Source organism: Olsenella uli (assembly GCF_901212675.1).
Lineage (GTDB): Bacteria > Actinomycetota > Coriobacteriia > Coriobacteriales > Atopobiaceae > Parolsenella > Parolsenella uli_B.
Genome location: NZ_CAAKOQ010000036.1, coordinates 12,060 through 36,433, shown reverse-complemented (window position 1 = coordinate 36,433; position 24,374 = coordinate 12,060). Strand labels below are relative to the sequence as shown.

At 68.0% G+C, this 24,374-nt stretch carries 21 protein-coding genes and 1 tRNA gene; 17 read left to right on the top strand and 5 right to left on the bottom strand.

The features are described from left to right. The first annotated feature begins 135 nt into the window (after nucleotides 1–135). From EFAMC1_RS04755 to EFAMC1_RS04710, 11 genes are all read left to right on the top strand, one after another. Entirely contained in the window at nucleotides 136–612 is a 477-nt protein-coding gene (locus EFAMC1_RS04755; protein WP_261981778.1) for a type II secretion system F family protein, read from the top strand. 31 nt (nucleotides 613–643) lie between these two features. Continuing rightward, on the top strand, nucleotides 644–868 hold the full coding sequence (locus EFAMC1_RS04750; protein ID WP_261981773.1) for a hypothetical protein: 225 nt from the start codon (nucleotides 644–646) through the stop codon (nucleotides 866–868). A gap of 12 nt (nucleotides 869–880) precedes the next feature. After that, on the top strand, nucleotides 881–1,513 hold the full coding sequence (locus EFAMC1_RS04745; RefSeq protein WP_154053168.1) for a hypothetical protein: 633 nt from the start codon (nucleotides 881–883) through the stop codon (nucleotides 1,511–1,513). Nucleotides 1,514–1,556: 43 nt separating this feature from the next. Further along, a complete protein-coding gene (locus tag EFAMC1_RS11200) occupies nucleotides 1,557–1,727 on the top strand; it encodes a hypothetical protein (RefSeq protein ID WP_261981772.1) in 171 nt (56 codons plus the stop codon). A 52-nt stretch (nucleotides 1,728–1,779) separates the two neighbouring features. Next, nucleotides 1,780–2,304, top strand: a complete 525-nt coding sequence (locus EFAMC1_RS11195; protein WP_315984868.1) for a TadE/TadG family type IV pilus assembly protein — start codon at nucleotides 1,780–1,782, stop codon at nucleotides 2,302–2,304. Next, on the top strand, nucleotides 2,276–4,354 hold the full coding sequence (locus EFAMC1_RS04735) for a hypothetical protein (RefSeq protein ID WP_261981771.1): 2,079 nt from the start codon (nucleotides 2,276–2,278) through the stop codon (nucleotides 4,352–4,354). The genes EFAMC1_RS11195 and EFAMC1_RS04735 overlap by 29 nt, the downstream gene beginning before the upstream one ends. 71 nt (nucleotides 4,355–4,425) lie before the next feature. After that, the gene (locus EFAMC1_RS04730) at nucleotides 4,426–4,863 is read left to right on the top strand and encodes a hypothetical protein (protein WP_154053166.1); all 438 of its coding nucleotides are present in this window, start codon (nucleotides 4,426–4,428) and stop codon (nucleotides 4,861–4,863) included. A 296-nt stretch (nucleotides 4,864–5,159) separates the two neighbouring features. Continuing rightward, nucleotides 5,160–5,480, top strand: a complete 321-nt coding sequence (locus tag EFAMC1_RS04725; RefSeq protein WP_154053165.1) for a DUF192 domain-containing protein — start codon at nucleotides 5,160–5,162, stop codon at nucleotides 5,478–5,480. A 598-nt stretch (nucleotides 5,481–6,078) separates the two neighbouring features. Further along, entirely contained in the window at nucleotides 6,079–6,366 is a 288-nt protein-coding gene (locus EFAMC1_RS04720; RefSeq protein WP_187324565.1) for an FHA domain-containing protein, read from the top strand. Between the two features lie 91 nt (nucleotides 6,367–6,457). After that, nucleotides 6,458–6,533 (top strand) — tRNA-Phe (locus tag EFAMC1_RS04715). Nucleotides 6,534–6,900: 367 nt separating this feature from the next. Next, nucleotides 6,901–7,995 carry a glycerol dehydrogenase gene (locus tag EFAMC1_RS04710; RefSeq protein WP_154053163.1) on the top strand — a complete coding sequence of 365 codons (1,095 nt, stop codon included), beginning with the start codon at nucleotides 6,901–6,903 and terminating at the stop codon, nucleotides 7,993–7,995. 283 nt (nucleotides 7,996–8,278) lie between these two features. On the opposite strand, the gene fucO is transcribed toward EFAMC1_RS04710, so the two are convergent. Further along, the gene (gene fucO / locus EFAMC1_RS04705) at nucleotides 8,279–9,442 is read right to left on the bottom strand and encodes a lactaldehyde reductase (RefSeq protein ID WP_154053162.1); all 1,164 of its coding nucleotides are present in this window, start codon (nucleotides 9,440–9,442) and stop codon (nucleotides 8,279–8,281) included. Between the two features lie 841 nt (nucleotides 9,443–10,283). On the opposite strand from fucO, the gene EFAMC1_RS04700 reads away from it, so the two are divergent. Together EFAMC1_RS04700 and EFAMC1_RS04695 are read left to right on the top strand one after the other, a co-directional pair. Continuing rightward, nucleotides 10,284–10,529, top strand: a complete 246-nt coding sequence (locus EFAMC1_RS04700; protein ID WP_154053161.1) for a DUF6110 family protein — start codon at nucleotides 10,284–10,286, stop codon at nucleotides 10,527–10,529. A 9-nt stretch (nucleotides 10,530–10,538) separates the two neighbouring features. Beyond that, on the top strand, nucleotides 10,539–12,692 hold the full coding sequence (locus EFAMC1_RS04695) for a heavy metal translocating P-type ATPase (RefSeq protein WP_154053160.1): 2,154 nt from the start codon (nucleotides 10,539–10,541) through the stop codon (nucleotides 12,690–12,692). 199 nt (nucleotides 12,693–12,891) lie between these two features. On the opposite strand, the gene EFAMC1_RS04690 is transcribed toward EFAMC1_RS04695, so the two are convergent. The 4 genes from EFAMC1_RS04690 to EFAMC1_RS04675 form a co-directional block, all read right to left on the bottom strand. Continuing rightward, nucleotides 12,892–14,157: a M20 family metallopeptidase gene (locus EFAMC1_RS04690; RefSeq protein WP_222838647.1), complete on the bottom strand. Its 1,266-nt coding sequence runs from the start codon at nucleotides 14,155–14,157 to the stop codon at nucleotides 12,892–12,894. A gap of 710 nt (nucleotides 14,158–14,867) precedes the next feature. Beyond that, nucleotides 14,868–15,290 carry a flavodoxin gene (locus tag EFAMC1_RS04685; RefSeq protein ID WP_154053158.1) on the bottom strand — a complete coding sequence of 141 codons (423 nt, stop codon included), beginning with the start codon at nucleotides 15,288–15,290 and terminating at the stop codon, nucleotides 14,868–14,870. Nucleotides 15,291–15,835: 545 nt separating this feature from the next. Continuing rightward, a complete protein-coding gene (locus EFAMC1_RS04680; RefSeq protein WP_154053157.1) occupies nucleotides 15,836–16,255 on the bottom strand; it encodes a flavodoxin in 420 nt (139 codons plus the stop codon). Nucleotides 16,256–16,352: 97 nt separating this feature from the next. After that, the gene (locus EFAMC1_RS04675) at nucleotides 16,353–17,027 is read right to left on the bottom strand and encodes a DUF3793 family protein (RefSeq protein WP_154053156.1); all 675 of its coding nucleotides are present in this window, start codon (nucleotides 17,025–17,027) and stop codon (nucleotides 16,353–16,355) included. A gap of 298 nt (nucleotides 17,028–17,325) precedes the next feature. On the opposite strand from EFAMC1_RS04675, the gene EFAMC1_RS04670 reads away from it, so the two are divergent. From EFAMC1_RS04670 to EFAMC1_RS04655, 4 genes are all read left to right on the top strand, one after another. Beyond that, entirely contained in the window at nucleotides 17,326–19,047 is a 1,722-nt protein-coding gene (locus EFAMC1_RS04670) for a serine hydrolase domain-containing protein (protein ID WP_154053155.1), read from the top strand. A gap of 435 nt (nucleotides 19,048–19,482) precedes the next feature. Beyond that, nucleotides 19,483–21,525 (top strand): subtype A tannase, encoded by a 2,043-nt coding sequence (locus EFAMC1_RS04665; RefSeq protein ID WP_187324564.1) that lies wholly within the window; start codon nucleotides 19,483–19,485, stop codon nucleotides 21,523–21,525. 30 nt (nucleotides 21,526–21,555) lie between these two features. After that, on the top strand, nucleotides 21,556–23,022 hold the full coding sequence (locus tag EFAMC1_RS04660) for a VanZ family protein (protein ID WP_154053153.1): 1,467 nt from the start codon (nucleotides 21,556–21,558) through the stop codon (nucleotides 23,020–23,022). Between the two features lie 156 nt (nucleotides 23,023–23,178). After that, entirely contained in the window at nucleotides 23,179–24,033 is an 855-nt protein-coding gene (locus EFAMC1_RS04655; RefSeq protein ID WP_187324563.1) for a MurR/RpiR family transcriptional regulator, read from the top strand. Nucleotides 24,034–24,374: the final 341 nt, after the last annotated feature.

Here is a 24,374-nt window from a genome sequence, read left to right as displayed (position 1 = left end):
GGGCTTGCCGCGGCCGCGTCGATTGCGATCCTCCTCGGGGACGGGCGAGGTGTGCGGGTGGGAACGAGTGGGCCCACCTGCGACTCATTGGTATCGCTTCGAAGGCGTCTCCGCTCGCTTGGAGCCGTGAGGAGGATGCGTGCGCGCGGCGGTGCGGCCGGTAGGAGGGATGCCTGCGAGCGGCAGATGCCCGAGTTCCTGGACATCCTCGCGCTTGGGCTGGCGGCTGGCCTCTCGTTCGACTCGACGCTCGAGCAGTACTGCGCCCGCAGGGACGGGGTGCTTGCGCGGGAGGTTCGCTCGGCCCTCGGCCTTTGGAAGATGGGCATCGAGGGCAGGGCTGATGCCCTGGAGGGCATGGCGCGGCAGGTGGGCTCTCCCTCGCTCGAGCGCTTTTGCGCGGCGGTCCGCGAGGCGCTCGCGTTTGGGGCGCCGCTTGCGGCGACGCTCGAGCGCCAGGCAGGGACCCTGCGCGAGGAGCAGCGCATGCGGGTGGAGGAGCGCATCGAGGAGGTTCCCGTTCGCATGCTGGTGCCCCTGGGCACGCTCGTCGTGCCGGCGATGCTGCTGGCGATTCTGGGGCCGCTTCTGTCGGCGGCCGTGGCTGTGTGACGGCTCGTGCCGTCAGGAGGGAGGGGTTCGTATGGCAGGGTTGGTCGTGCGCTCGAAGGCAAGGCTGACGAGGTGCCTTTGGGACGTCCGAGGCGCGACGAGGAGGGTGGCGCTCGAGCAGAGCGGCCAGGGAACGACCGAGTACGCGATTCTCGTGGGAATCTTGGTGCTCATGGCCATAGTCGCGGTCGTGGCGTTTCGCGACAACCTCCAGAAGCTCTGGGATGCCATCAAGGACGGCATGAACTCACTCTAGGGGGTGATGGCCATGCTGGGGCCTCTCGGGAGGAGGGGAGGGCGATGGCTCTCCGGTCTGTTTGCGGTGACCCTTCTCGTTGTGGCCGTGTGCCTCGTCCGAGGCATGCCCGATGCCCCTCCCGTGGCTGGCGACTCGGTCGCGGGAGGAGCAAAGAGCCAGGGTCAGGCCACCGAGGGATCGCCTGCGGAGGAAGGCCGGGAGCCTGCGGGCGAGGCGACGCCTGACGCCAAGACGGCGGGCGAGACCGACGAGGCCAGTGCGAAGAGCAAGCTCGAGGAGGCCATCGCGGGCCTGGACGGCCTCTTTGACGATGGATTTGGGACCGAGGACCTGGAGGCGAGCATCCCGGCCGAGCTCTCGGGGCTTCCCGTGAGCAGGGAGGAGGCCGTCGTGTCCCTCGGTGTGCCCGAGTCGGCGGGAGAGGTCCTGGAGCGGTATCGGCAGCGGGGCGACGCCTCCCTGGCCCATGCGGGGTGGCTTGACCTCCAGGGCAAGGGTTGGGGCTGCGTCGTCACGGGTGGCGACTGGGTCGAGGTCTGCCTTGTGGCCTGGAGATCGGAGGGCGAGAGTGCGGTCACGAAGATGCGGATGGAGGTGGGGGAATGGGAGCGGGTCTATGGCGCCTCACAAGACGATGGCTGAGCGAGTGGCGTCACTTGCGCGGGAGCGGCTTGGACAGTCGAGCGTGGAGTACGCAATCGTCCTGGGAGCCTTCCTCGCGATGGTGGTTGCCCTGGGGGCCTTCTGGGCCATGGCGGCGGAGGGAGGCCTGCAGCGCCTCGCGGCAAGGGCCGCATCGCACGTGGTGGTGGGCGAGGGGGCGATTGGCGGCATGCGGGACATCGTCCTCTTCTAAGCGTGGTGGAGGCAGGCACGCGTGCAGGGTCACCGATGGGCGTACGCCTGGCATTCCCGGCGGATGCGCGCGTGGCGCTGACGGTTGGCTTTGCGGCCTGGCCCGCGAGGCTCGGGGCCAGGCCACGACGGAGGCCGCCGTCCTCGTGCCCGTCGTGATGCTGCTGCTTGCCCTCTTGCTGCAGCCCGCCATCATGCTCTACGTGCGAACCGTCATGGGCCAGGCGGCGGCCGAGGGCACGCGCGTACTTGCCATGCGCGAGGCGGGCGGCACGGCAGGCGACGAAGCGGTCAGGGCCTTCGTGTTGCGCAGGCTCTTGGCCGTTCCCGACACGCCGACCTTCCACGTGGGCGGGGAGGCCGGCTGGGAGGTGACGTTCTCAGGAGACGCCTCGTCGGGGGAGGTGAGCGTGGAGGTCGCGGGGAGCCTGAGGCCACTCCCGCTCCTGGGGGTCCTCGCCTCGGCGTTTGGGGAGTCCCACGGCGAAGAGGTGATTCTCAGGGCACGGGCGCAAGGCGGCGCGCGTCCCGCGTGGTTGGAGGGCAGCTATGGAGACTGGGTCTCGATGTGGGGGTAAGCGGCCCCGCAATGGGGTCTTTGAGCTGGGGATTGGCACGTTCGTCGACGACCAGGGAGGCTACACCTCGGTCGCGGTCGCCCTGGCGCTGCTCGTGAGCCTCTCGCTTGCGTGCTCGCTGGCCACCTCCGCCTGGGTCCAGAACAGGTCTGCGGACGTGCAGACGGTCGCCGACGCCACGGCGCTTGCGGGCGCCAACGTCGTGGCCTCCTACGCAACGGTCGCGACCACGCTCGACGCCTGCGTGCTCACGATGGGCATGGCGGGCCTGGTGACGCTTGGGGCCGGCCTTGTCGCCTCGGCCGTCCCGGGCCTTGGGGCCGTGGGCGCCGGGACGGTCGAGGCGGGACGGAAGGTCCTCGATGCCCGTCAGCGCTTCGCCACGTCATCGGCGCGCGGCCTCAGGGCGGTCGAGAAGACGCTGCCCCTGGCCATTGCGGTGCGATCGGCCGCGGTCGCGGGGGCAAGCGGCCAGGGTGGCATCGACTACGTTGGCTGCGCGGTGCCCTTCCCGCACGAGTCCCAGACGGACTTCTCGGGTCTGGACGACGAGGTGGACGCCGACGAGCTCGTCGACCTCTCGGGGCCGATGAGCGAGGCGTCGGGGCGCGCCAAGCAGGCCAAGGAGGATGCCGACGCCGCTAGGCGGGAGGGATGGCTGGCAGACTGCGGGGACGAGCCTCGCAACATGCGCGAGCGCGCCGACGCCCTCGCGAGCCTTCCCTCTGCGCAGAACCCCCACTATGCCAGCCCGGAGACCTGGAGCTTCGGGGCGGGCCTCAGACGGGCGCGGGCCTACTATGCGCGCCGTGCCGCAACCGAGGCGCCAACGGGCACAAGCGGCCCCGAGCTTACGGACTCCGCGGCCCGCAGGGCCTTCTACGACTATGCCCTTGCCGAGGTGCGGGCAGGTCACTACGTCGAGCGGGCGGACGGCACGGTCGACATCGACCTACCGGAGCTTCCTGCCAACACGAACGAGATGCGCGCCACCAGGCTCTACACGGACTCGCGTTGGCCATGCACGGACGAGGAGGGCGGGCGGACCCTGCACTCGAGTGCGCAATGCCCGGGTGCCGTTGGGCCGTCCTCCGGAACGGCATCCCTGAGGGACCTCGAGGCGGGCTCGGCCAAGATATGCCCGGAGTGCGACATGGACGCGACGGACATGGGCAAGGTCGCGGCCGCCTCGACGAGCATCGACAACGGCTTCGAGCACCACTGGCGAAGGCTCGTGAGGGCATCGAGGGGCTACGAAGCGGCAAAGGAGCGCCTGGCCGAGGAGGAGGGCAAGATCCGGGACCTTGCCGAGCAGGGGTCGGACGCGTTCCAGAGGGCGCTCGACATGCTGGCCGTCCCCAGGCCGCAGCTGTGCCCTCCGGGTGCCTGGGGATGCGTGGCCGTCGTGGGCAGGGGCGGCGCCACCATGTCACCCGCGTCGCTCGCCCGCGCGTTCGTGGACTCGGCGGAACTGCCGGCGGGTGCCGCCGTGTCTGCCGCCACGCTTGCCCCAGACGAGAACGCGGCGGGAAACGACGTGCTCACGAGGCTGTTCGAGGCGCTGTCCAAGGACATGGGAGGAGGTGGGGCCGGCATGCTGGGGTCGGTCGGACGGTTGTGGGGAAGCCTGCTGCAGGGCTATGGCTCTGCCGCGGACGGGCTCTCCTCGGCGGTCGACGGCCTTCTGTCCGGGCTGGAGGGAATCCCGGGAGGGTCGGCCGCGGCCTGGCTCAGGAACAAGATCTCGCAGATCGTGCGCGCGGCCGGCTTCGAGCCCGCCGACCTGAGGCTTCGCAAGCCGGTGCTCACCAACTCGCAGAACGTCTTTGACAAGGCAGGCGCGGGCGACGTCGCGACGGTTCGCGAGCTTGTCGAGAGGCTCCCGTCCTCGGGAAGCCCGGCAGACCTCGCGCGGGCCTTGGGGCAGCAGGTGGCAAACGAGCTGGGGGATGGGCGTTTCACCGTCGCCGAGCTGCCGATTCCGGGCACCGACGTCACCATTCCCCTCACCCTCGACGTGGGTGACCTGCTGGGGGCGATGGCGGCATGAGGGGGCCGGGTGCGGGGCCTACGAGGGGGAGCCATTCCCCGCTCGCACCCCTGCGGGAGCGCTCGGGCCAGATGGCCGTCGAGCTCGCCCTTCTCGTGCCGGTCATCGTTGCCGTGGCGCTTGCGGTGGTGAACCTGATGAGCTTCTCGGAGTTGTGTGCCAGGTTCGACCGCGTGGCACCCGACGCGGTGCTCGCCCACGGCGCGTCGCCCTCGGGGTCTCCCGAGGGACTTGCCGGCGTGGAGGAGGTCGCCGAGGCAATCAGACGGGGCATGGGGACGGACGCGTGCGAGATCGAGGTGAGGGTCGTGGATGCGTCCGAGTCCGGCTCCGGTTCCGGCTCGATGCTCGACCTTGCCGCTGGGACCGTCAGGTATGAGTGCACGATGCGCTATCGCCCCTGGCCTGCGACGGTGTCGATTGCCGGGGTGGGCTATCAGGCGCCCGCACTCCTCTCGCACGAGCGGCCGGTGGTCGTCGACCGGTATCGGGCGGGCGTGGTCACGTAGGGGCCCGCTGTGGCGGCGAGTTGCCCGTGGCGATGCGCAGGCATGTTGGGCGCGTCTTGGGCCGACGGCTGGGTTGCGAGTGCGTGGGTTGGACGGCTGGGACTCGTTGGCGAGAACCTGTCGCGAGGGGCGTGCGTGGGCCCGGATGGGAGGAAGCAATGCATGGCGCGGGTTGCGTGAGGTGTGGGGGGAACCCCTGCGAGTGTCGTGGCGCAAGGGGCCTTGGCGAGGGCCTCGCGAGTGCGCGGCAGGCCAGGCTCGCGCTTGTCGATGGCGTGCGCAGGGAGTGGGGGAGCATGAGCGTTCGCGTCCTCAGAAGGTGGTGGGAGCGCGCCCGCGGCCTGCTTGGGACCTGGCGCCATGGCGCGGGGGCCGTGCCGGTCCTTCTGCTGGGTTGCTCGTCGGTCCACACGTTTGGCATGCGCTATGCCATCGACGTCTCGATGGCGGACGAGGCCGGTCGTGTCCTCGCCTCGTGGAGGGCGCTGCCGCCCGGGCGCGTGGTGTGGGCGCGCGGGGCCCGGCACGTCCTCGAGAGACCGAGCTCGGCTGGGCTATGGCCCGGCCCCGGAGACCAGATTGTCCTGAGGGACGTCGCGGCCTCGCCGGATATGTGACCGACGCGTGATTGCCGATGAGAGGGGAGGCCACGAGATGGCCGAGAGGGACATGGACAGCCGGGGCCGCGTCTTTGTGGAGGGGGATGGCCTCAAGACCTGCCCCCGTTGTGGGGCGCAGCTCTTTGCGGACATGGACGTGTGCTACGGGTGCCTGTATGACTTCTCCAAACACGCTCCGCAGGGGCGGGGCGGCGAGGCCGTGAACGGTGGCGGGCATGCACCGGCGGCCGGCGTCAGCGCGTCGAGCGGCAGCTCGACGGAGGGCGCGGCCAATTCGAAGGCCTCGTCGGGGGAATGGCCGGGTCCCTGGTGCGACGGGGAGCCTCCCGACGAACTCTGGGGCTCTCTCGACGAGCTGTGGGATGGGGAGCCGCCTCGGGATACTGCCGGTTTGCACCCAGACGAGGGAGACAGTGCCGTGCCGGCAGATTGTGGGGGTGCCGGATGTGGCGGCTCCGCCTGCGGAGACCATGGCACGGGGGAGTCCGCTTTGGAGGTTGCGGGGCGGGAGGTATCCGATGGGGTCGCGGGGTACGAGGAGCCCTCGGTCACCTCTCGACTCTGTGCCATCGGGACGTCGGAGGGTGTCGCGCGCGTGAGGGTGTACGCCGCCGGCCTTGCGCTCACCTGCGCCGTGCCGTCGAGCGGCCTCACCATCGGCAGGGACGCGGACAACGACCTCGCCCTTCTCTCGAGGTCGGTGTCTCGGCGCCACGTTCGCCTCGTGCCCTGTGACGGCGGAATCATCGTCCAGGACCTGGGGGCGACCAACCCGGCCCTGTTGAACGGCAGGATGCTGGTGGACGGGCGGCGCATGTGGGTGGGGGATACGCTCGAGATAAGGGGGTCCGGCGTCACCATCCGCCCCTGCCCCACGCGATGAGTCGTCGCCCCCTTCCAAAGAAAGCAAAAATAGTTGCTTGACCGACCCCTGACATTTGCTATAGTTAACGAGCTTGCTTGAGACAGGCACTGGCTGGGTAGCTCAGTTGGTAGAGCAGGGGACTGAAAATCCCCGTGTCAGGGGTTCGATTCCCTTCCCAGCCACCATTGAAACCGCAGGTCGGGGGCTATGTGCCTCCGGCCTTTTTAATTGCATAAGGTCATCTGCCGTTGGGATGATCGGGAACTCTCCCGGACGGGCGCAGCCATTGCAACGCCCGACACCTTCTGCCGAGTTTCCCGGGCTCTGCGTCACGACACCCAACCCTCTCGCGACAAGGCGTGGGCCCCTCGTCAAGGCGCGGGCAAGCCAAGGGCAAGGCTATCCAGGGAGCTGCGAGCCCCAAGCCTCTTACCGGGCGCCACCCCTCCCTCCGCTCCCCAAGCCAATCCAAACGTTCGCCGAAAGCAACGAAGTGCTGCTTGACGGTCTCGTTAGACTCGTGCCTGTCTGACTTTGGGAGAGGAGCCAACCATGACCAAGATCTTCAACAGCCCCAGCAAGTACGTCCAGGGACCGGGCGAGCTCGGCCGCCTGGCAGACTATGTCGCGCCGCTCGGTTCTCGTCCGCTCGTGCTCAACACGCGCTCTGGCCGCGAGCGCGTGGGTGCGCTTGTCGACGATGGGCTGGCCGCAGGCTCGCTAGCCCCGCTCGACGTCGACTTCAACGGCGAGTGCTCGCAGGGCGAGGTCGACCGTCTCGAGGCCATCGCACGCGATGCGGGCTGCGACGTGGTGATTGGCGTCGGCGGCGGCAAGACGCTTGACACCGCCAAGGCCTGCGCCTACCAGCTCGGCGCGCCCGTCGTCATCTGCCCCACCATCGCCTCGTCCGACGCCCCGTGCAGCGCGCTCTCGGTCCTCTACACCGACGAGGGCGAGTTCGACCGCTACCTCTTCCTGCCGGCGAACCCCAACGCGGTCGTCATGGACACGTGCGTCATCGCCGCAAGTCCTGTGCGCCTTACGGTCTCGGGCATGGGCGACGCCCTCGCGACCTACTTCGAGGCCAAGGCCACGCACGACTCCGACGGCTCCACCTGCGCGGGCGGCAAGGGCGGTCTCGCGGCGCTCTCGCTTGCGAAGCTCTGCTACGACACGCTCATGGCAGACGGCGTCAAGGCCAAGGTAGCCCTCGAGGCCGGCACGCTCACGCCGGCGGTCGAGCACATCATCGAGGCAAACACGCTGCTCTCGGGCATCGGTTTCGAGTCGAGCGGCCTCGCCGCGGCGCACGCCATCCACAACGGCCTCACGAGGCTGCCCGAGTGCCACCCCTACTTCCATGGCGAGAAGGTCGCCTTTGGCACCCTCGCCCAGCTCGTGCTCGCCGACGCCCCCACCGAGCAGCTCGAGGAGGTCCTGGGCTTCTGCATCGAGGTGGGCCTGCCGGTCACCTTGGGCGAGCTGGGCGTGGAGAGCCTCACTCGCGATCGCGCCCTCCTCGTGGCCGAGACCGCCTGCGCGCCGGGCGACACCATGGGCAACATGCCTTTCGACGTCACGTCCGAGATGGTCGCCGACGCCATCCTAGCCGCCGACGCCCTCGGCCACTACTACCTCGACTAACAGAACCTAACGAGAAGAACCCACAAAGGGAGGCGCCCCACAACAAGGAGCGCCTCCCTTTTTTAAAAAAAGAAGGTCAGGGCACCCTAACCCCGCGGTGCCCCACCGCAGGCGGCGCCCTTTCCAAAAGAGCATCGCCTCGTCACAGCGCGGCCCCAAAAAGGCCGCCCACCATAACCCGAAGCGAGCGGCCAAGGGACTTTGCAAAGCAAAGTGACCTCGAGCGGAGGGTTATGGCGGGCGGCCGCCAACAACGTCAGCGCAGGCAGCTACAAGCCACGCGCTACTTCATGATCTTACGGAACAGCGCCTTGACATCGTCGAAGTCGGCATCGCGGGGGTTGCCCGGGAAGCAGGCGTCGGCCATGGCGTCCTTGGTGATCTGGTCCAGGTCGTCCTCGGTGATGGCATCGCAGGTCTTGGGGATGTTCACGTCCTCGGAGAGCTGCTTGACGGCCTCGATGGCGGCGTCGGCGGCCTCCTCCGTGGTCATGCCGTTGGTGTCGACACCCATGGCGCGGGCGACGTCGGCAAGACGGCCGGCCACGACGGGCTTGTTGAACTCCATCGCGATGGGCAGGAGCATCGCGCAGGCCACGCCGTGCGGGGTGTCATAGTGCGCGGACAGCGTGTGCGCCATGGCGTGGTCGATGCCGAGGCCCACGTTGGAGAAGCCCATGCCGGCGATGTACTGGGCAAGCGCCATGCCCTCGCGACCCTTGCCGCCCTTGCGCTCCTTGGCCTCGGCCACGCTCTCGCGCAGGTTCTTGCTGATGAGGTGGATGGCCTCGAGGTGGAACATGTCGGTGAGCTCCCACGCGGCCTTTGTGGTATAGCCCTCGATGGCGTGCGTGAGCGCGTCCATGCCGGTGGCGGCGGTGAGGCCCGCGGGCATGCTGGCCATCATGTCCGGGTCGATGACGGCGACCTCGGGCGCGTCGTTGGTGTCGACGCACACGAACTTGCGGACCTTCTCCGGGTCGGTGATCACGTAGTTGATGGTGACCTCGGCCGCGGTGCCAGCGGTGGTGGGCACGGCGATGGTGAAGACGGCGTGCTTCTTGGTGTCGGCCACGCCCTCGAGCGAGCGCACGTCGGCGAACTCGGGGTTCTCGATGATGACGCCGATGGCCTTGGCGGTGTCCATCGAGGAGCCGCCGCCGATGGCGACGATCGAGTCGGCCTGGGCGTCCTTGAAGGCCTGGACGCCGTCGGTCACGTTCTGGATGGTGGGGTTGGGCTTGATCTCGGAGTAGAGGCTCCAGTCGATCCCGGCCTCGGTGAGCAGGTCGGTGACCTTGGTGGTGACGCCGAACTTCACGAGGTCGGGGTCGGAGGCCACGAAGACCTTCTTGAGGCCGCGACGCTGAAGCTCGCCGGGAATCTCCTTGATGGCGCCCGCGCCATGGTAGGAGATGGTGTTGAGTACGATGCGGTTGACTGCCATGTTCCTCTCCTTCTTATGGGGATGCGGACGGCTGCCGCGATTGCCCGCGCACACGCGTGTTCCCGGGCTGCGGGGCCTTCACGTGACCCTGCGTTGCCCGGGGCTCCGTGCCGTTTGGGCGTTTTCCGGATGGGCCCGACCCTTTGCGCGGGCCCCGTCGCGTGCCGCCATGCGTCCGCGCCGCCCGGTCCCTTACCGGGTGGCTCCAAACGATGAATGCTATTCCCATAGCCTTGGCGTTCATGAAACATAATTCGGTGAGCGGTCGATTGCGAGGGGTGAACGGTAGGGGAGGGATGGCGTCAGCCTGATGACGAGGAGATTTTGCGGAGAGGCACAGTTGGGGGGCGACCTGATGACGGGGAGTCCATGCGGAGGGGTGAGGCCATCAGGATCCAGGCGAGAGGGATGCCCTGCGGAGAGGCACCGGCCATGTCAGGACCCGGCAGATGCCGAGACGCATAATGCGAGGTACACCGCCATGCCCAACTACCATGCGACGCCAGAGCGCCCCGTCCTGCCAAGTTCGCCCCACCTGACATCCTCATGACCTTCATATAACCGGTGGCTAACAATTGACGTTCGTTCAATGACGCGTATATTGACGGTTGTTCAACGCGTCCGTAGCACGAAAGCACCGCGGTATGCCGGGGTAAACTTGTAGGCGCGTCGAGGAGGGCCAACGCATTTTTTGTCCGCTTAGGATGGCAGGGTTGTCTCGTGGCAGACGCCGTGCCTCCCAACGGCTGCGTCGGGCCATCCGGACCAAGCGAGTCCCGGAATCGCCCGGGACAGGAGATTTCCGGCGGCTCTTCCGCCGGACAAGGAGAAAGGCACCATCATGAAGAAGTCCACTCAGAACGGCCTGCTCGTCGCCGGCGGTTTCCTGCTCGGCACCGTGGGTGTCGCCGCCCTCACCTCCGAGACGGCCAAGAAGGGCTATGTCCAGGCCGTCGCCTGCGGCATGCGCGTCAAGCAGTCCTACGACGAGGTCGTCGAGCAGGCCAAGGCCCAGGTCGACGACATCGTGAACGAGGCCAGCTACCTCAACGCCAAGTCCGACGAGTCCGGCGAGAAGGCCGAGTAGCCATACATCATGCAGTACACACTCGTTAGCGAGATACCCGGGCGCCTCCGCATCCGGCTGGCGGGCCACGTGCCGCCCGCGGACGTGGAGCCACTGCGCATGGCGCTCGAGAAGTGCCCCGAGGTCACGGCCGCCACGGTCTACCCGCGCATCGGCTCGGTTGCCGTCTGCTACGCGCCCGTCGCCACCTCGGTGACGCCCGCGCTCACGGACGGCTCCGCCTCCGCGCCGGCAGACGTTGCGCACGCCGCGATGGATGCCGCGCGAGCCAGCGCGCTTGCCTGGGTGGGCATGCTCGATGCCGTCGCGATCGACGACGCGCGCCGCGACTGCGCCGGCGTCTACGCCCCGCGCACCGGGGACCTACTCATGCAGATTGCCGAGCTCGTGGGCTTCCACTACATGCGCCGCTGGTTCCTGCCCGAGCCGCTCCGCATCGCCTGGACCGTGTGGGCGTACCGCAAGTTCCTCTGGGCTGGCCTCAAGGCGCTGCTCTCCGGTCACCTCAGCGTGCCGGTGCTCGACGCCGCCGCCGTGGGCATCTCGTTCGTCAAGGCCGACTTCGCCACCGCCGCGAGCACGATGTTCCTCCTCAACATCGGTGAGGCGCTCGAGGACTACACCAAGGCCCGCTCCCAGCACGAGCTCATCTACTCGCTGCTTGCCATGCCCGAGCACGCCAAGCGCATCGAGGGCGACAAGGAGGTCTCCGTCCCGGCGAGCGAGCTGGCCGAGGGCGATCTCGTGGTCATCCGCACCGGCATGCCCGTCTGCGTGGACGGCACGGTCGAGCGTGGCCTGGCCATGGTCAACCAGGCCAACCTCACCGGCGAGCCGCTGGCCGTCGAGCGCACCGTGGGTGACTCGGTCTACGCCGGCACCGCGGTGGAGGACGGCGAGGTCTTCGTGCGCGTCAAGCACGGCGCAAGCGGCACCAAGCTGCGCTCCATCGTCTCCATGGTCGAGCAGTCCGAGGACCTCAAGAGCGAGACCGAGAGCCGCCGCGAGCACCTGGCCGACGCCATCGTGCCGTGGAACTTCCTGCTTGCGGGCGTCGTGGCACTCACCACGCGGAGCCTCGTCAAGACCAGCGCCGCGCTCATGGTCGACTACTCGTGCGCCCTCAAGCTCACGGGCTCCATCGCCGTGCTCTCCGCGATGAGCCAGAGCGCCAAGGCCGGCTTCACGGTCAAGGGCTCGCGCCACTTCGAGGAGATCGCCGCCGCCGACACCATCGTCTTCGACAAGACCGGTACCCTCACGGAGGCCACGCCGAGCCTCTCGAGCGTCATGGCGTTCAATGGCTGGCGCCGCGACCAGGTGCTGCGCTTCTCCGCCTGCCTCGAGGAGCACTTCCCGCACCCCGTGGCCCGCGCCGTGGTGCGCGCCGCGGAGGAGAAGAACCTCAAGCACCACGAGCGCCACGCCGAGGTGGAGTACGTCGTCGCCCACGGCATCGCGAGCTCGCTCGACGGCGAGCGCGTCGTGATCGGCTCGCGCCACTTCGTGGTCGAGGACGAGCACGTCGAGGTCACCGACGAGCAAGCCGCGCAGATCGCCGAGGAGACCGAGGGGCTGTCGTCGCTCTACCTGGCCGTGAACGGCGAGCTTGTGGGCGTACTGGCCATCGCCGACCCCATCAAGCAGGACGTTCCCGAGGCCATGGCCGAGCTCAAGGCGCTTGGCATCAAGCACCTCGTCATGCTCACGGGCGACAACGAGGTGGCCGCGGCGCGCGTCGCCAAGGCCGCCGGCATCACCGAGTTCCAGGCCAACCTGCTGCCCGAGAACAAGCACGCCTACATCGAGAAGATGCGTGCCGAGGGCCATCGTGTGGTCATGGTGGGCGACGGCGTGAACGATTCGCCGTCCCTCTCCGCGGCCAACGTGGGCGTGGCCATGGGCAACGGCACGGCCATCGCCAAGGAGGTCGCCGACATCACGCTCACCCAGAGCGACATGGCGGCCCTCGTGGGGCTGCGTCGGCTCTCGTGCGAGCTGATGCGGCGCATGAACGGGACGTTCACCAAGATCATGGTGTTCAACTCATCGCTTCTGGCGCTGGGGATTGCAGGCGTCATCACGCCGCAGTTCTCGAGCCTGCTGCACAACTCGAGCACGGTGCTCTTCTCGCTGCGCGACTCCCGTCCGTACGAGATGTAGCGGCTGGCACCAGCCACTGTTCGAGCGAGGGTCCTGGCTCCTTGCCTGGGTCGTCTCCGTGGGAGACGACTGGGCTGGGTGCCGGGGCCCTCTTTTTTGGCTGGCGGACACTGCTTGCCGATCCGTCCCGGCTCTCGGCCCCTCGGCTCGATTCCTCGCGGTCTTGGGGCTTGCCATCTGGGTCCCGTTCGTTTCGTCCCTACCAGAGGCAGTTGCCTGCGAGCTGCGTCAACACGGCTTGGGCGCGGCGGATGTCGGCGTGCGAGACGAACTCGTTGGGCTTGTGGGCCTGGGCCAGCGAGCCGGGTCCGTAGCTCATGCAGTTGCGGTTGCCGGTCTTGCCCGCGATGACGGCCGTGTCGGTGTAGCCGGTGAAGATGCCCACCTCAGCGGGCTCGCCCAGCACGTCTGCCGTCGCCCCGAGCAGGGCGGCAAGCAGGGGAGACGCGGGGTCGCGCTCGATGGCGGGACGGTCGCCGGTGATGACGTAGCTGCCGTGCGTGCCCGGGACGGCTGCCTCCGCCTCGGCGATGGCCTGCTCGACGATGCGCGTGGCCGCGTGCGTGTCGCAGGGCGGCACCAGCCGCATGTCGATCCACACCTTGGAGCGGTCGGGCACCACGTAGGGGCGGTAGCCGCCCTCTATCTGGCCAAACGTCACGGTCGAGCGGCCAAGCTCGGCGTGTTCCGGCTGCGCCTCGATGGCGGCGCGGATGCGGCAGATCGCCTCGGCCATGGCGGCGATGGCGTCGGCCCCCTTCCACGGCTGGCTCGCGTGGGCCGTGACGCCCTGCATCGTGAGCTCGAACCAGGTGCGGCCCTTGTGGGCAACCTGGATCTGTGCGTCGGTGGGCTCGGTGTCGAGCACCCAGTCCGTGGCGCCCACCCATCCGGCCTTGATGGCCGCCTCGACGCCGCGCATGAAGTCCTCCTCGTCCACGGTGCAGATGAGCGAGAAGGCGCGGCGGGGAAGCTCGCCCGTCTCGGCAATGCGCCCCAGCGTATGCGCGCAGGCGACCATGGCGCTCGCGAGGCCGCTCTTCATGTCGCAGGACCCGCGCCCGTAGAGGCGGTCGTCGCGAATAAGGCCGGAGAGCGGCGCGATGTCGGGGTCCCAGCCGTCGCCCAGGGTCACCGTATCCATGTGGCAGATGTAGACGAGGCGGGGAAGCGGCGCAGTTGCCGCCGCCGTGCCGACCTCGCCGGGCGCGGTCCGGGCGGGAATCGTGAGCATGAGCTCGGTGCGGCCGGGCAGGGCCTCGAGCTCGTCGATGCGGACCTTCGCCGCGAGCTCGGGCGGCAGGGAGGCGATGCGCTCCCGGAGCCACGCCTTGATGAGGCACTCGACTTCCGCCTCGTAGGCTCCCGGGTCCGAGCTGTCGATCTGCACGAGCCGACGCGCCAGCTCCCAGGCCTCGTCTCCCGCCGGCGTGGGAGTGTCCTGCCAGATTGCTCGTTCATCCATGGTGCCGCCCCTCCTCTTGTCCATGCCACACATGATACGAGGATGCAGTCAAAAAGTAAGGTATGGCTAACGTTTGGTTTGAATCGGGAACAGTGCATGCAGTTGGTTCTTGGTATGAGGTGCATGCTGCGTGGAATCTGGCAGCCTAGCTCGGCCAAAACGTCATCCGCGTGCTTATCCGGGGCTTATCGCACGAGAGCGGGCGTGCCTCCTGCGGTTTGGAGGTACCACACGGGGCAATGGCCAAGTTTGCAGGGCAGGTGTTGGCCGATTCGGCCCCCGCTTGGCGAGTAGTGCGCGACTATTGCAGTTCTTAGTCGGACGCAAGAGTAGTGGCCCCACCAGCCGAGAGAAAGCCCAGGTAACTGCCGCCAGAGGATATGGTGTATATGAGGCCGCTGGCTAGAACTGCAATACTCGCGCACGAGTCTAGGGTGCGATAGAGTCGCCGTCACGGGACTGCTTGTGAAAGGGGAGGCGGGCGTGACCCAGATGGGCCACGCGTTCCGTTCCCCAGCCCCCGCATCTCCGCAAAGGACGCTCCTGAAAATGGTATTGCGGCAAATACCCTTTTCAGAAGCGTCCTTTGCGAAGCAAGGAAGGCTTGCGAGGCGGATGGCAACAGGGCCGCCGGATCCCAGCCATAAATTGCCGCGGCATCCGAAGATGCCGCGGCTGATAGCCAACGTGCACAAGCGTCCGAGACGGCCTTAGGCCAGCTTGGCGCCAAGCTCCTTGGCAGCCTCGATGTCGGCGTCCTCCTCGGGCGCGTCGAGGACGGCGACCTTGCCAAGGACCTTGAGGCCCGCGTTCTCCTCGCGCTCCTGCCAGTCGTTCTGGTACTCGCCGCCGCCGTGGCCATAGGAGCCAAACAGCACGACGTTCTTGCCGGCGATCTTGGGCTCGAGCTCGTCAAGCAGCGGCTCGAACTCGGAGTCGTCGAGCTCCTCGGAGCCGCAGGCCGGGCAGCCGAGCGCAAAGGCGTCGTAGTTCTCGGCGGTGCTCACGTCGAAGTCCTCCGTGGAGAAGACGTCGACGTCGGCACCCTTGGCGCGCGCGCCCTCGGCGACGAGCTCGGCGATGGCCTCCGTGTTGCCGGTGTTGGAGAAGTAGACGACCGCAATCTTGCTCATGGCAGATCCTCTCTCACGGGACGCCCCATATGGGGCCTCGCAGGTATCATTTCTTGGCTGCCATAATACCAAAAACCAAGTGGGTTTAAAGGTCAGACAAAGTAAACTCTTTGCCCAGACGGGCGAGGGAGAGAAGCCCCGGAAGGTTGAGGCAATGGAGAAAAGCAAGGGGAGAGGAAGAGGCTCGGGGAACGGGAGGCCTTCTCGCTCACAAAGGACGAGCGAAAATAGCATCGTGAGGTCGAGGCAACGACGAAACCGGGGGGGCAAAGGAGACTAACGAGAGGAAGCGACAAGTGCCGGGGGCAAGACGAAGCCAAAGGGGCAAGCAAGCGAGAACGACGCCAAGGAACTCCGAAAAGGCCCCAACTCCCCACAGAAGCCCAGCGCCCAGCCTCCGCGCCGTGCCCCTGCAATAACGAAACGCTCCCCTCGACCTCATAGTGGTGGACGCGAGCTCTTTTGTCGCGCTTTGTGCGACAAAAGCTGTCTGAGCGGACACCACTATGAGCCCGAGGGGGCGACTTGCAATCTACGCCAAAGCGCTACGCCAGAGCGGCGCCCAGACCCTTGCAGGACACGAGCGCGTCGTCGTCCGGCTCGAGGTTGGCGATGACCGTGTCAACGACCTCGGCGCCGTCACCCTCGGTGCGCCCCTTCCAGGTCTCCATCCAGTCGCCGGTTCCCCAGTCGTAGGAACCGAACAGGCCGACCTTCTTGCCGGAGAGCTTGCCCTCGACGCTCTCGAACATCGGCTCGAACTCGTCCTCCTCGAGCGACTCGTCGCCCATGGCAGGGCAGCCGAAGGCGAGGGTGTCGTAGTTGTCGGCGTCGTCGGCGGAGAAGTCGGCGGCGGCGATCTTCTCGACCTCGGCGCCAGCGCCCTCGGCGCCCTCGACGACGGCGTCGGCCATGGTCTCGGTGTTGCCCGTGCCGCTCCAGAACACAACTGCCAGCTTGCTCATCTTTCGTCCTTTCTATTGCCAACCCGCCTGTCGGGTATGGTTCCGTGTGAATGTGCCCGCGCCCCGTGCGAGGCCAGGCGCCATGCTGGGGAAGTCGCTAGGCCGCCGCCCCGATCCTCACGAGCGCGAGGTCAGAGATGCTCGCGCCCATCTCGAGCAGCGCCTCGTAGGCCTGCGTGCAGCGGCGATAGCGCTCGAAGCACGCCTTTGCGCGGTCCTGCTCGGCGTAGACCTTCCAGCAGCCGCAGCAGAGGAAGTCGCGCCCCTTGTGCTCGATGAAGCCCATGACGTCCTCGTAGGGGTAACCAAGGAAGAAGCCCACCTCGTGGGGAAACCCAGCCTCGGAGTCGCGCCGGTGGCAGCGCTCGAGGCGGGCGCCCAGCTGGTCGAGTGCCAGGGAGGGCCATCCGAGGCCACGCGTCTGGTAGCCCCACTCGCCAAGGCGCTCGCACGCGCGGCGGTCGCTGAGGGCGCGAGCGAGCTGGTCGGGGCGGTAGACGTAGACGAGTGCCCCGCAGGCGCGACGGGCGATGACGCGCACCGTGACGCCGCTGGGCCCGAGCGCTCGGGAGACGTGGGCGACCAGGGCGTCGAGCGCGGCCGAGAGCTCCTGTGCCGCGCGCCAGGCCGCAAGCTGGGCGGCGGGCTCCTCGTTCGTGTCGGCGGCGAAAGCACCGGGCACGTTGAAGAGGCAGCCAGGCTTCATGCCGGCAAGCGTGGGCGAGCAGTGGCGCACGATGGCGCGCTCGAGGCTCTCGATGTCCAGCGTCATGGCCGGCCTCCCCGTGTCAGGGCTCGACGTGGTTGTTAGACTAGGATAACTTACGGATACCGTACCGACGAGGGCGGTCGGGGTCAATATGTTGAGTACGATTTGGATAACTTTTTTGGCGAGCGGCGAACGGTGACGCGCGGCGGACTGGCGCACGGCGGACTGGCGCACGGCGGACCGCGCCGTTCACCTCCTCGCCATCGCGCTTCCTTCCGGGTGATTTGTCACTTTGCGTGCGATGTGACAAATCATCCGGAAGGAAACGTGACAGGGGTACAGTGTGCGCGGGGGCGATAGCGTGGCGAGAGACAGACGATGGCGAGGGGCGTGGCGCAGGGGAGACGGGCGTGCCCTGGTGGCGGCGCTTGCCGTCGTGCTCGTGCTTGCCGTGGCCGCCGCCCTGCTGGGCCCGCTCGACCAGGGCGCCGTCGAGCTCGAGAGGAACGCGACGCCTGAGGCCACGGACGCCAATCCCGCCAACCAGGACGGTGCCCCGGCAGACGGCGCGAACGCCTCCCCAGACGCCGCCGACCAGTCCGCCGACGGCTTCGACCAGGCGGGCCTCGAGGACGTCGACCCCTCCGTCACCCCCTCCGACCAGGCACTTGACGCGCGGCTCGACGCCTACCTCGACGGTTCCTTCTCCCAGACGCGCCTGCCCGGCGTGGCCGTGGCCGTGGTCGACACGTCCGGCACCGTCTACGAGCGCACGCTGGGCGACATCCCCGACGCGAGCTCGCCCGTGCTCATCGGCTCGCTCAGCAAGTCGTTCACGGCCGTGTGCGTCATGCAGCTCGTCGAGGAGGGCTGCGTGAGCCTCGACGCGCCGGCGGCCGCCTGCCTGAGCGACCCGGGCAGCCTCCCGGACAGCGTCACCGTGCGCGACCTGCTCAACCAGACGAGTGGCCTTGGCTACCACGACTCCGAGGCGCAGGCGCTCGCGCGCACCGAGCCGGGCGAGACGGCGGGCAGCTTCTCGTACGCAAACGCCAACTACGACCTGCTTGGGCGCATCGTCGAGGACGTGAGCGGCGAGCCGTACGCGAGCTATCTGCAAGAGCATGTGCTGGAGCCGCTCGGCATGGGCCGCAGCTCGGGCGATATGGACGACATCCTGTCAGACGGCACGCCGGTCTTGCAGGCGCTCGTGCCGGGGCACCGTAACTGGTTCGGCGCCTTCGCGGCGGACGGCTTCAGGCACGCGGAGGGCCCGGACGCGTGGGGTTCGGCGCCCTCCGGTTACGTGGCCTCGAGCCTGGGCGACCTCGAGCGCTACCTCGAGATGTACCTGGCAAAGGGTGCCGTGCCGGGAACCGACGGGGCCGAGCGGGTGCTCGACGCCACCTCCGTGGACGAGATGTTTCTCTCGCGCGTGCCCGACCCGGGTGGCGACACCTACTACGGCATGGGGTGGACCTCGTTTAGCTGGGACAACGACGAGCTCGTGCTCTCGCACGACGGCTCGGTGGAGGGCTACTGCGCGCGCATGGTGCTGCTGCCCGATCGTGGCCTCGGCGTGGTGGTGCTCACGGACGCGAGCGACGAGATTGCGGGAAGCACGCTCTTCTTCGAGCTGGCCGACGGAGTGGTGCAGGCCGTGGCCGGCGACACGCCGGACCCGGTGGACGGCTCGTGGTATGTCGATGCGCACGCGGGCGACGACGTGGTGTACGCGGTTGCGGTGGTCGCGTGTGCGACGGGCGCGCTCTGGGTGGGTCGCTGGCGTCGCTACCTGCGGCGCATTGGCGTGGGCGAGTGTGGCTGGCGCAGGCTTGGCTGGCAGGGGCGCCTCGGCGTGGTCGCGCGGCTGGCGCCGTGGCCCGTGCTGCTTGGCCTTGCGGCGAGCAGGCCCGCCGCATGGGGCGTTCCCTGGCGAGACCTCGTGACCTTCGTGCCTGACGTCTCGGCTGTGCTCGTGGCGTGCGCCGCCCTTCTCGCGGTCGCGCTCGTGCGCCGAGTCGTCATGCTCGCGCTCCTGGTTCGGCGCGCGAAGTCCCGCCGGCAGCCGGAGTCCCCGTGAGCGTCCCGTCGGTAGCCGAGGCCCCTTCCCACACGAACGTGAAGGTGCCAACGATTTTTCCAAATCTGGCGGAATAACGTTGGCGGTTTCACGTTCGGCGTGAGCGGGACGTCGCGAGGCCAGACGCGCCGTCAGCCCGGCTACGTCGCCAAGCCGGCTATGTCGCGCGGACGGGGCGTCGCCCGACCGTCCGCGTCGCCAGGCCAGCCACGCCAGCCGACGGTCGCGGTGCGCCCCGGGCAGCTGCGCGTTTCGTGTCCTTCCTGGGCTCGGACTAGGCATCCGCGCCGTCACGGGGGAAAATGGTCGATCAGACAGAATCGGTCCGTGGCACGCCTGACGGGTCCCGACGCTTCCGCACGCTCGCACCGCGCACCTTGGGCGACGGGAGCCCTCGCCGTCACGCGTGCCAGCACCTATACCGAGGAGATACGCATGGCCGTCACACGCAGGCAGTTCCTAGCCGCCCTCACCTCCGCCGCCGGCGCGGCGACCCTCGCCGCGTGCGGGGGCCGGCAGCCCTCCAAGGACGCGGCGGCCACCACGGACGACTCCGGCAAGGTCGACAAGGGCGAGTTCAAGGACCTCGCGCTCGACATGAAGGCCTGGCACTACGACGCCGACCACGCCGTGTGGTGGCAGGTGGGCGTCTCGTACTGCACCAAGCCGCAGGCCACCACCTACGAAAAGCTGGGCATCTACGTGCCGGGCGCCTACCTCAAGCCCACCGACGACAAGGTCGACCTCTCCGAGGCCGAGTCCTCCAAGACCTTTGAGTGCGAGCTGGTCCCGAACGGCACTGCGGGTGCCTTCACCTGCGCAAACGCCCCCATCGTCATGCCGGTCAACGCCGCCGGCTACACCGCGCAGCCGGCGCCGACGGGCTATGTCTATGACGGCCTCGAGCCCTACCTCGCCGCCGGTCTCGTCTACGTCTATGCGGGCTGCCGCGGCCGTGCCAACGGCTACGAGAGCACGGCCGCAGGCGACGGCTTCTTCCCGGGCGGCGCCCCCTGGGCCGTGACCGACCTCAAGGCGGCCGTGCGCTACCTGCGCTACAACGCGGGCGCCCTGCCGGGCGACACCACGCGCATCGTCACCTTCGGCGAGGCGGCGGGCGGCCTGCTCGCCACGCTCTTGGGTGCCACGGGCTCGAGCTCGCTCTACGACCCCTACCTCGCCAAGATTGGCGCCGCCACGCACGACGCCGACGGCGCCGGCCTCGGCGACGACGTGGCGGCGGTGGCCTGCTGGAGCCCCGAGCCCGCGCCCGCCCATGCCGACGTGGCCTACGAGTGGGAGCTCGGCCAGTTCGGCAGCGACTCGACGCGCGCCGAGGGCACCTGGACGCGCCTGCTCTCCAACGACCTCGCCGCGTCCTTTGCGTCACAGGTCAACGACCTCACGCTGCACGACGACGGGGGCAACCAGCTTGCCGTGGACGAGACGGACGGCGGCATCTACGCGGGCGGCTCGTACTACGAGCACCTCATCTCGCTCGTGGAGGGCAGCGCCGCCAAGTTCCTCTCTGAGACGGCGTTTCCCCACACGTTCGCGAGGGTGGACATGACGGCCGGCGACTTCCCGGGCTCCGGCGCCGATAGGCTCGAGGTGAGCGCCACGCCGCCCGCCGCCGTGACGAGCATCGCGCAGCCCACGGCGGCGCCCGTCGCCGCAGACGCCGTGACCGACGACGCGACGCTTGCCGCCGTGACCTCCACGGACGCCGCCGCGACGGTCGTGGCCACGCCCGACCCCGAGGCCGCCACGGCCGCCGCCAACGCCGCCGCCGCGGCCGTTGACGCCGTCTCCAACAGCAAGGTGACGGCCCCGGCGGTCACGTACGCCTCGCGCGGCGACTACGTGTCGGCGCTCAATGCCTCCGAGCACTGGCTCACCTACAACGACACCAAGAACAGCGTGCGCATCGCGGGCCTCGGCGGCTTCGTGCGCTGCCTGCGCGCGCCGTCGCTTGGCGTGTGCGCCTTCGACACCACGGAGCGCTCGGCTGCCACCAACCAGCTCTTCGGCAACGACGACCAGGACTCGCTGCACTTCAGCTCCGACATCTCCGACCTGCTCTCGAGCAAGTCCGACACGTACTCCCAAGCCAGCGGCTACGACTCCAAGCTGCCCGGCGACTGGGCGTCCGACCTCGCCAAGACCGACTCTCTCGACAAGGACATGGCCACGCGGCGCAACATGTACAACCCGATGTACTTCCTCTCGGGCGCGTCGGACGGCTTTGGCACGGCGAGCGTGGCGCCCCACTGGCGCATCAACTTCGGCCTCGAGCAGTCGGCCACGCCTCTGACCACCACGGTCAACCTCGCGCTTGCCCTCAAGGCCTATGACGGTGTGTCCGACGTGGCGCTCACGCCCGTCTGGGCGCAGGGGCGCACGCTTGCCGAGGAGGGCGCGGCCGACGCCACCTCCGCCTTCGTGAGCTGGGTCGGCTCGATCTGGCCCGTGCAGTAGGGTGGGGGTCTGCGCTTTCGGGAGAGGCTCATGTCGTCGTACGCCCACGTAGCCCTTGCGGGCTTCGTCACGTTCCCGCTGTTGGCGTTTCTCATGCTCGTGCCCTACATGGTCTACGAGTACCGGCGCTACGGCTCCATCCCGGCGTGGAAGTCGTTCGTGGTCTTCTCGCTCGTGCTGTACGCGATCTGCGCCTACTACATGGTGATCCTGCCGCTGCCGGCGAACCGCGAGGCCTACGTGGCCTATGCCGCCACGCCCAACCTGGTGCCCTTCGAGTTCGTGGGGCAGTTCGTCGAGGCGGCCGCCGAGGTGGGCCTCTCGCCGACGTTGCCCGGCACCTGGCTCGAGTTCCTCTCGTCGGGCGATGTCTACCTCACGCTCTTCAACGTACTGCTCACGCTTCCCGTGGGCTTCTACGCCCACTACCTGTTTGGCGCGCGCTGGTGGCAGGCGACGCTCGCGGGCTTTCTCACCTCTCTGTTCTTCGAGCTCACGCAGCTCTCGGGGCTCTATGGCATCTACGCGCACCCCTACCGGCTCTTCGACGTGAACGACCTCATCGTCAACACCACGGGCGCGCTGGTCGGCTACGTGGTGACGCTGCCCGTGTGCCGGATGCTGCCCGACATCGACGACGTCAACGCGCGGGCCCGCGAGCGCGGGCGCTCGTACCCCTCCGTGACGAGGCGCGCGCTGGCGCTGTTGCTCGACCTCGCGCTGATGGGCGCGCTGAACGTGGCGGCGAGGCGTGCGCTCGTGTTTGCCGAGGGAAGCCTGCTGGGGGCGACCGAGCGCCTCGCAACCCTGTCCGCGGCCGTCACGCTCGTCTTCGTCGTGGTGCCGGTACTGGGGCACGGGGCCACGCTGGGCCAGCGCGTGCTCAAGATGCGCGTGGTCTCGGTGGACGGGGAGGACGTGCCCTGGTGGCGGGTCCTCGGGCGCCAGGCGATGCAGTGGTGGGGTCTCTTCCTCGTGCCGGCGTGGCTGCTCAGGCTGTTTCCGGGCGGCTCGATCGACGGCATCGCCATCGGGCGGCTTCGCTCGGTGGTGTGGGGCATGTGGCTCGCGTGGGCGGCGGTGCTCGTCGTCCGCGCGCTTATGAGCCGCGTGCGCCGCCAGCCGCTCGTGATGCTGAGCGCCTGGGCTTCCGGCACGCGCCTCATGTCCCTTCCCGGAATCGAGGCATTGCGGGCGAGGCACGGAGGTGCCGTCGAGGCCTCGCGACCCGATGTCACGGGTGAGGATGGAGGCGTCCGAGTGAAGGCGGGGGAGGGCGGAGCTACGCGGGTGCGGCCTGCGGGGCGTGGCGAGGGATCTTCGCAAACGATGCCATCCGGCCCGGACGGGGTGCTGCATCTCATGCGTGTGCCCGAGCGGAGGGAGGCCGGTGCGGCATCTCCCGATTCGTATGACGAGGGGGCGCTGCGGCCGACGTCGGTCGCCGGGGGCGCCTCCTTGGGTGCCGGCGGGGACGGACGGCGCGCTGCTCGGTGATTCGCGCATTGCCGTCTGCGGAATAAAGCGGAACATTGAAAGAATATTTCACAATGCAGACGTGAAACGAAGTAATTCGGACTATGGTTCCATATAGGGCATTTTCGTCCTCTCTCGTGCATGACGAGCGATATTCAGCCTAACGGAGGAGGCGCCATGAAGGCGGACCAGGCAACCGTAGCCGAGGTGCTGCGCGACTCGTATGACAGCTTCACCTCTGCCGAGAAGCGCGTTGCCGACTACATTCTCGCCAATCCCCAGGATGCGATGGTTTGCAACGTGGCACAGCTTGCCAAGAAGAGCGAGGTGAGCGACGCCACCATCGTGCGGATGTGCCAACGTGCGGGATATACCGGCTACTACCAGATGCATCTGCTGTTGTCGCACGATGTGGGACAACGTGCCACGCCCAAGCGGGTCGCCTCGCCTCGCGACTCGGTTGCCGCCCAGTTCGAGCGGGGGCGCGCCTGCCTCGAGTCCATCCAGACGGCGAGTAACCGCAGGCGCATCGCGAACGTCGCAAAGATGCTGGCGAAGGCTCCGGAGGTCATCGCCATCGGCGTGGGCAACTCTGTGCCCATAGCCCTCGACCTGGCCTTTCGCCTAAGTCGCATAGGCGTGCGCGCAACGGCTTCCATAGTGTACGAGAGCGGGGTCAACAACATCGTCAACGCGCTCGAGGGTTCCGTGGTGGTGGCGGTTTCCAAATCGGGCATTTCGCTCAACGTCCTGGACGCCGTGGAGCTTGCTCGCAAGCGGGGCATGAAGGTCGTCGCCATCACGGGCGACCTGGGCGCCCAGCTTGCCAAGCGCTCGAACTCGGTCGTCTTCTCGGGGGACCCCGATACCTACATGACGCAGGTGCAGTCTGGTCTCGAGAGCCACCTCGGGGAGCTGGCGGTCATCGACGCCATACTCGTGCAGGTCGTGAACATCAGGCGCAGCAGCGGCGAGAACGTCCACGAGTACAGCGATGCCATCGAGCTGACAGTGTCTTCCACCAAGCTGTGACCACCAAGCCGCGAGTGCGGCCAGCGACGCGCGGGCCGGATGGGGCGTACCGTACGTGGTGCACCCTTTCGTTGTGCAAATTCAGTCCAAGAGGCCTGAATTGGCACTATCTCAGTCACTATTTCAAGAAAATACCTGCTTATAGAGTCGGACAGAAGTTATCTGAAATAAACTTACCGTTTGCCGCCAAAACCGCACCACTCATCTGTAAGAAGTTTTCTTCCATCCTGAATCGCCTATATTGAGGCTGTAAGAAATTTTCAACCAGAGCGAAGGCGAATCTGGAACGGGGAAGTTTCTTACAGACGGCCCGCGAGACGGCGCGGGCGAAGGCACGGTCT

Coding starts and splice junctions, on each gene's coding strand:
- EFAMC1_RS04755 (WP_261981778.1), top strand. CDS start 136: ATGCGTGCGCGCGGCGGTGCGGCCGGTAGGAGGGATGCCTGCGAGCGG.
- EFAMC1_RS04750 (WP_261981773.1), top strand. CDS start 644: ATGGCAGGGTTGGTCGTGCGCTCGAAGGCAAGGCTGACGAGGTGCCTT.
- EFAMC1_RS04745 (WP_154053168.1), top strand. CDS start 881: ATGCTGGGGCCTCTCGGGAGGAGGGGAGGGCGATGGCTCTCCGGTCTG.
- EFAMC1_RS04735 (WP_261981771.1), top strand. CDS start 2,276: ATGGAGACTGGGTCTCGATGTGGGGGTAAGCGGCCCCGCAATGGGGTC.
- EFAMC1_RS04730 (WP_154053166.1), top strand. CDS start 4,426: ATGGCCGTCGAGCTCGCCCTTCTCGTGCCGGTCATCGTTGCCGTGGCG.
- EFAMC1_RS04725 (WP_154053165.1), top strand. CDS start 5,160: ATGAGCGTTCGCGTCCTCAGAAGGTGGTGGGAGCGCGCCCGCGGCCTG.
- EFAMC1_RS04710 (WP_154053163.1), top strand. CDS start 6,901: ATGACCAAGATCTTCAACAGCCCCAGCAAGTACGTCCAGGGACCGGGC.
- fucO (WP_154053162.1), bottom strand. CDS start 9,442: ATGGCAGTCAACCGCATCGTACTCAACACCATCTCCTACCATGGCGCG.
- EFAMC1_RS04700 (WP_154053161.1), top strand. CDS start 10,284: ATGAAGAAGTCCACTCAGAACGGCCTGCTCGTCGCCGGCGGTTTCCTG.
- EFAMC1_RS04695 (WP_154053160.1), top strand. CDS start 10,539: ATGCAGTACACACTCGTTAGCGAGATACCCGGGCGCCTCCGCATCCGG.
- EFAMC1_RS04690 (WP_222838647.1), bottom strand. CDS start 14,157: ATGGATGAACGAGCAATCTGGCAGGACACTCCCACGCCGGCGGGAGAC.
- EFAMC1_RS04685 (WP_154053158.1), bottom strand. CDS start 15,290: ATGAGCAAGATTGCGGTCGTCTACTTCTCCAACACCGGCAACACGGAG.
- EFAMC1_RS04680 (WP_154053157.1), bottom strand. CDS start 16,255: ATGAGCAAGCTGGCAGTTGTGTTCTGGAGCGGCACGGGCAACACCGAG.
- EFAMC1_RS04675 (WP_154053156.1), bottom strand. CDS start 17,027: ATGACGCTGGACATCGAGAGCCTCGAGCGCGCCATCGTGCGCCACTGC.
- EFAMC1_RS04665 (WP_187324564.1), top strand. CDS start 19,483: ATGGCCGTCACACGCAGGCAGTTCCTAGCCGCCCTCACCTCCGCCGCC.
- EFAMC1_RS04660 (WP_154053153.1), top strand. CDS start 21,556: ATGTCGTCGTACGCCCACGTAGCCCTTGCGGGCTTCGTCACGTTCCCG.
- EFAMC1_RS04655 (WP_187324563.1), top strand. CDS start 23,179: ATGAAGGCGGACCAGGCAACCGTAGCCGAGGTGCTGCGCGACTCGTAT.